The sequence below is a fragment of the Atopobium sp. BS2 genome (genome assembly GCF_000565075.1).
Taxonomy (GTDB): Bacteria; Actinomycetota; Coriobacteriia; order Coriobacteriales; family Atopobiaceae; genus Lancefieldella.
In genome coordinates this window covers 1-4,549 of record NZ_JDFG01000018.1, presented here as the reverse complement: position 1 = coordinate 4,549, position 4,549 = coordinate 1, and the positions used below count along the sequence as shown (strand labels likewise).

Here is a 4,549-nt window from a genome sequence, read left to right as displayed (position 1 = left end):
GAATTCTCAAAGCAAGTGCAACGTTTGGTGATGGTAGACTTCCCAAGGGCACTTCCAACCCAGACGCTTACGTGGCCTCAGATTGAGCTCATTATATACTGCCTCAATCTCTCTATCGCTAATCGATGAGAGGTCTGTACCTTTTGGAAAATACTCTCTGATGAGACCGTTGGTATTTTCATTGGTACCTCTTTGCCAGGGATGATGTGGAAGACAGAAGTAGATACTTACTCCAATAGCTTCTTGAAGTTCTGCTGCTCGAGCAAACTCAGATCCACGATCAAGCGTTATGGTTTTTACTACCTCACCTCTCAAAGCTTGCTGTATAGCTACATTGACATCAGCACTAGACCCTGATGCAGCTTTGCCACCAACAAGGTAGCCGCTCATACGGTCAACTTGTGTGACCAGGCGTGGCCCTTTGGCCTTACCGATGACGGTATCACCTTCCCAGTCTCCAATGCGTTGGCGATCTGCAACCTCTTTTGGTCTTTCGACAAGTTCATGAGTTATCCGTATTTTTCCTCTGCGCTCTATGAGGTGTTTTGTATGCCGTCGTTTACCTCGGTGTCTAAGTCTCTACGTACAGACTGTACACCTGGAAGTTCACAGTCTAGTTTTCCGAGTGTATGGCTCTATATATAGTGCTACAGCTGACAGGAGCGTAGGAAAGTTCTAAGTGTAGTCTGCCTGCAATCTGCTCAGGTGAGAAGTGGCGACTACAGATAAGAAAGACAATACGTGCACGAAGGCTTGGATCATCGAGTAGGGTGCGTTTCTTGCAAGCCTGGCGTCGAACATCGGTCTTTCTCTGAGCAGTCGAAGCCCTATAGCACAGATGCGCCACTCCAATGATTGTCCAACCGTTTCTTTTAATCTCTCGTGAAATACTTGATTTGTTTCGTCCGAGCTTACGAGCAATCTGGCTTATACTTTCATGATTTTTCCACCAGACCATAATGTCTTCGCGCTCTTCAATGCTAAGATGGCTATAGTGACCCATGGAAATCCTTTCAATGATCGTTGTCGTAAGCGCCATTGTAGACCCATGGGTCACTACCTTGTCTTTTGTTGTTGCACTTGCAATGAGAATTCAAGGGCAAAATTTACAGAATCTTTGAGGAAATCAGGCGCGGAGCAAATCAGGCGCGGAGCAGATCAGGCGCGGAGCAGATCAGGTGCGGAGCAAAAATTGAGCACCAGCGTCTCTAAGTAAGTTATCAATGGACATGCAAATTCCTTTTTTTGACTGCTGGTTTTCTCCACAAAGTGATTCATTGAAGAGGTTCATTTGGCGAGAAACTCATCTACCAGAATTATAACAAAGCGCCTCTGCGTAGCTGCTGAGACGCCTCCGCATACCACTCGACATTGCTTGCATACAACAGAAAAGTGGACAGTTGCCCATTTGACTCGGTGAACGGTAACCGTTTGCCGATAAGCGTTGTTTCGCCTCGGTCGGAGGTTTGGTTAACGGTATGTTAGCGTACGCATTGTCTACGTGCGCAAATATCGGATATTTGTAAACCGCATTTCTCGCCAGCTTAAAATTCATGAAAGTCTGCTCAACCTTTCACGGTTTCGTTCTAGATTTACGTAAAAAAGTACTTGAAAATGTACTTCGCGAGTGTTCGTCGTTTTGTTGTGGAGAGGACCCACTTGTGGCTGCAACAAAGTAGTGAGCTTTCGCAAAAAACGTTTATAAGCCTCGTCAGTGTCACGCAAAAGGCGTGCTCCTCCACGAGGTAGGTAGTGTTTCAACTGCAGAAACACAGATTTTAGGAGGGTTTTATGAAGGGTTATGCAATGCTCAAGATCGGCGAGTCCGGCTGGATTGAGAAGGAGACACCAAAGTGTGGTCCTCTTGACGCAATCTGCAAGCCACTTGCGGTCGCAATTTGTACTTCTGATATTCACACTCTGTGGGAGGGCGCAATCGGTGACCGCCACAACATGATTCTTGGTCATGAGTGCTCCGCAGAGGTTGTCGAGGTTGGCGAGTGCGTTAAGGACTTCAAGCCTGGCGACCGCGTCCTCGTTCCTGCAATTACTCCAGACTGGAACTCCCTTGAGGCTCAGGCTGGCTACTCCATGCACTCCGGTGGCATGCTGGCTGGCTGGAAGTTCTCCAACTTCAAGGACGGCGTCTTCTCCGAGTACTTCCACGTAAACGACGCTGACGGTAACCTCGCTCACATGCCAGAGGGCATGGATCCAGCAGACGCCTGCATCCTTTCCGACATGGTTCCAACCGGCTTCCACGCAGTTGAGCTTGCTGGCGTTGAGTTCGGCGACACCGTCCTGGTCATCGGTATTGGACCTGTCGGCCTTATGTCCGTTGCTGGTGCTGCACTCCACGGTGCTTCTCGCATCATTGCTGTTGGTACCCGTCCAGTCTGCGTTGAGGCAGCTAAGGGCTACGGCGCAACCGACTTCATCTCCTACAAGGACGGCCCAATCTGGGAGCAGGTCATGGAGCTCACCGGCGGCAAGGGCGTTGACCGCGTCTGCGTCGACGGCGGCGGCTGCGAGACCTTCGAGGACGCTGTCAAGGCACTCAAGCCTGGCGGAAAGATTGGTAACGTCAACTACCTGGGCTCCGGCGACTACGTCAACATTCCTCGCGTCGAGTGGGGCGTTGGTATGGGCCACAAGGACATCCGTGGCGGCCTCATGCCTGGCGGCCGTCTGCGCATGGAGAAGCTCTCCAGCCTGGTCACTTCTGGCCGTCTGGACCTTCACCCAGAGGTTACCCACCTCTACCACGGCTGGGATCACCTCGAGGAGGCTCTCTTCACCATGCGTGATAAGCCATCCGACCTCATCAAGCCAGTTGTTGTTATCGACTAGGTAACCAATTAGGTAGCGTGATTTAGTACGTTTAGGCTGGCGAGAAGTTCGGTTTTCTCGCCAGCTTTTTGCGCTGGTGGGCGCCAACGGAGTTTAGAAAGCGGTTGTATTCATGAAAATCCTTGTTGTATCAGGCTTTCTTGGAGCTGGTAAAACCACCTTCATTCAGGAGCTCGTGCGTCGGACTGGGCGTGATTTTGCTATCTACGAGAATGAATATGGCCAGGCAGATATTGATGCACGCCGTCTGAGGCAGGACTCCGACCTCAAGGTTTGGGAGTCTACCGAGAATTGCATTTGCTGTTCGGGCAAGCAGGATTTTGCGACGTCGGTGCTGACCATTTCAAACACCATTGACCCCGAGTATTTAATTGTTGAACCAACTGGCGTGGCTAAGCTGCAGAGCATTCTTGATAACGTGAATCAGGTGGCCTGGGAGCGCATTAGTTTGCTTGCGCCGGTTACCGTGGTCGACGCCGTTTCGTGGCAGAATCAGCGCACCGATTTTCCAGAGATTTTTGACAATCAGCTGAGCGCCGCCGCGAGCGTTGTAGTTTCTAAATTGGCTCCAGGTAGCGAGGATGCTGCCGAGCCCATTAAGCAACTTGCGGCAGAGATGAATCCGCAGGCAGAGGTTATCGCCGAATCTTCGTATGCTGATATTCCCGACGAGTGGTGGAATGGTCTTCTGACTCGCGCGCTTGATGGTTCTGTTCTTAAAGACGCAGCAGGTGATGAGGACGAAGGTCCCGACCTGGAGACTATGGCGCTGACTCACGCTGAGCTTCCAAGTCCAACGCACTTGATTTGGCTTTTGGATGCAGCGTCAGCCGGTGTTTTTGGAAAGCTCGCGCGCGCAAAGGGTACGCTGCCTTGTGGTAATCAGTGGGTCAAGTTTGACCTGGTAGAACGCGCATGGGCCATTACGGGTGACGAACCTCAGGAAGAGTCCAGGTGCGTGTTTATCGGCCGCGACTTGCTGCGTCATGGACTTCGCGAGGCGTTTGTGCCGGCATTCTGGCACGAGCAGTCGGACTTAGTTGACGAGCACGATCACTCGCACTGCGACCACGAGCACGGTCATTGCGTGCACGAACATTGCGATCACGAGCATGGCCACTGCGAGCACGAGGGCCATGGCCACGTGCATGGGCACGACCACGAGGGACACGAGCACCACGAGCACGGGCACGACCACGGCGCGCACGGTGAGCACGAGCATGGCGAGCACGCGCACGCGCACGGCGAGCACACGCATAAAACCTGCAACTAAAAAGAGCCTCCGATTGAACTGCCTCCCATTTCTTGGGCACGAGAAATAGAAGTCAGTTCAAAACACACCTAAGTCGGATAATCTGTTAAAAAGACGTATACATGACGCTGAAAATACCACAATCATGCAGATTATCGTCATTAGATGTGTAAAATGCCCTCATCTGAGCAGATTATCCGACTTAGGTGTGTTCCGTAGGTGCGAAATTTACCTATAGTTAAATCTTTTATATGACGCTATTCATTTTCTAGCATATTAGGTTAAGTTTATGCATAGAAATGCATATCGGGTAGTGCACCGCCTAGCTGCCTGGCTATCTTGATTAAGAATATGTCGATTCTTCAGCAGAACACAAGAAAGCTGCACTATTTTGTGCGCCAGGCCTAAAAGCCGACGCTAACACGCTACAGAATCATAATCACCCGC

4 protein-coding genes are annotated in these 4,549 nt (G+C 51.0%); 2 read left to right on the top strand and 2 right to left on the bottom strand.

Annotation, left to right across the window (positions count from 1 at the left end; all coding sequences use genetic code 11):
• Positions 1-6: 6 nt before the first annotated feature.
• Both HMPREF1492_RS07560 and HMPREF1492_RS07860 read right to left on the bottom strand, forming a co-directional pair.
• On the bottom strand, positions 7-519 hold the full coding sequence (locus HMPREF1492_RS07560; protein ID WP_232215565.1) for an IS30 family transposase: 513 nt from the start codon (positions 517-519) through the stop codon (positions 7-9).
• A gap of 94 nt (positions 520-613) precedes the next feature.
• The gene (locus HMPREF1492_RS07860) at positions 614-958 is read right to left on the bottom strand and encodes a transposase (RefSeq protein WP_502685327.1); all 345 of its coding nucleotides are present in this window, start codon (positions 956-958) and stop codon (positions 614-616) included.
• An 833-nt stretch (positions 959-1,791) separates the two neighbouring features.
• Between HMPREF1492_RS07860 and HMPREF1492_RS02220 the strand changes: the two genes are divergently transcribed.
• Both HMPREF1492_RS02220 and HMPREF1492_RS02215 read left to right on the top strand, forming a co-directional pair.
• Positions 1,792-2,850: an NAD(P)-dependent alcohol dehydrogenase gene (locus HMPREF1492_RS02220; protein WP_035433270.1), complete on the top strand. Its 1,059-nt coding sequence runs from the start codon at positions 1,792-1,794 to the stop codon at positions 2,848-2,850.
• A 112-nt stretch (positions 2,851-2,962) separates the two neighbouring features.
• Positions 2,963-4,123 (top strand): GTP-binding protein, encoded by a 1,161-nt coding sequence (locus HMPREF1492_RS02215; RefSeq protein WP_232215589.1) that lies wholly within the window; start codon positions 2,963-2,965, stop codon positions 4,121-4,123.
• Positions 4,124-4,549 lie beyond the last annotated feature (426 nt).

Bases quoted from the DNA above. Each gene is read 5' to 3' on its own strand.
- HMPREF1492_RS02215 (WP_232215589.1), top strand. From the start codon at position 2,963: ATGAAAATCCTTGTTGTATCAGGCTTTCTTGGAGCTGGTAAAACCACC.
- HMPREF1492_RS02220 (WP_035433270.1), top strand. From the start codon at position 1,792: ATGAAGGGTTATGCAATGCTCAAGATCGGCGAGTCCGGCTGGATTGAG.
- HMPREF1492_RS07860 (WP_502685327.1), bottom strand. From the start codon at position 958: ATGGTCTGGTGGAAAAATCATGAAAGTATAAGCCAGATTGCTCGTAAG.